Consider the following 738-nt stretch of genomic DNA (forward strand, 5'->3'; position numbering starts at 1 on the left):
ATGTGGTGCTTGAACAGCTTGGCCCGGAAACAGGCGCGACACCCAACCGCCAAGAAGGCGCAGGTTTGATGGTGCGCGACATTCTAGGTGCCGAGCGTTTAGTGCCGCAACCAGAGGGCCATGAAGAGTTTCCGTCTGCATCGAACATGGTGATGAACCTAATGCGTTCTCACACCCGCACGAACGATGGCATGACCAACATCAACGCATCGTTTCGTGAAGGCGTTTATCAACCTTGGGGAACGCCGGGTAACCGTTTAAGCCGTGTCGATTATGTGGAAGGGGTGCCTTACGGCACGGCTGAAACCTACCGCATGACGCTGACACGCACCAATGATGGTTTCAAAGTCAGCTACCGTAATGGCGAAAAATTCGTTGAGCAAGCGGTAAAAGGCGCGAATGCCAATATCGTTGAAATGCAAAACTCAGACTCGCAATACGTCGGCTTCTTTGCGTCACGCAATGCAAAAATGACGGTGAGCAATGTCGATTTGCAGCTTGCTGCGGCGGATACCGTGGACGCTCCAAAATACGCGGCCAAGCAGGGCGAATTGGTATTCCAAATCGCTTCTTCACCTCGCTCTGCAACCAAGGAGTATCCGGTTCAAGCTCGTGCCAACTACTCGGGCGAATTTGAAGTTCTGCACAAAGGCAAAGCGGGAGCGAAGCAAACCGTGACGGCGGGTGAGCTGATCAGCCAGTGGCTGACACTGGATAGCGGCGCGAATCAAATGGAAG

General features: G+C 53.5%; 1 pseudogene. It reads left to right on the top strand.

The features are described from left to right. Positions 1–738 (top strand): annotated as a pseudogene (locus tag R7Q48_RS27095) (exopolygalacturonate lyase); the annotation flags it as partial.

The organism is Vibrio sp. 378 (assembly GCF_033339435.1).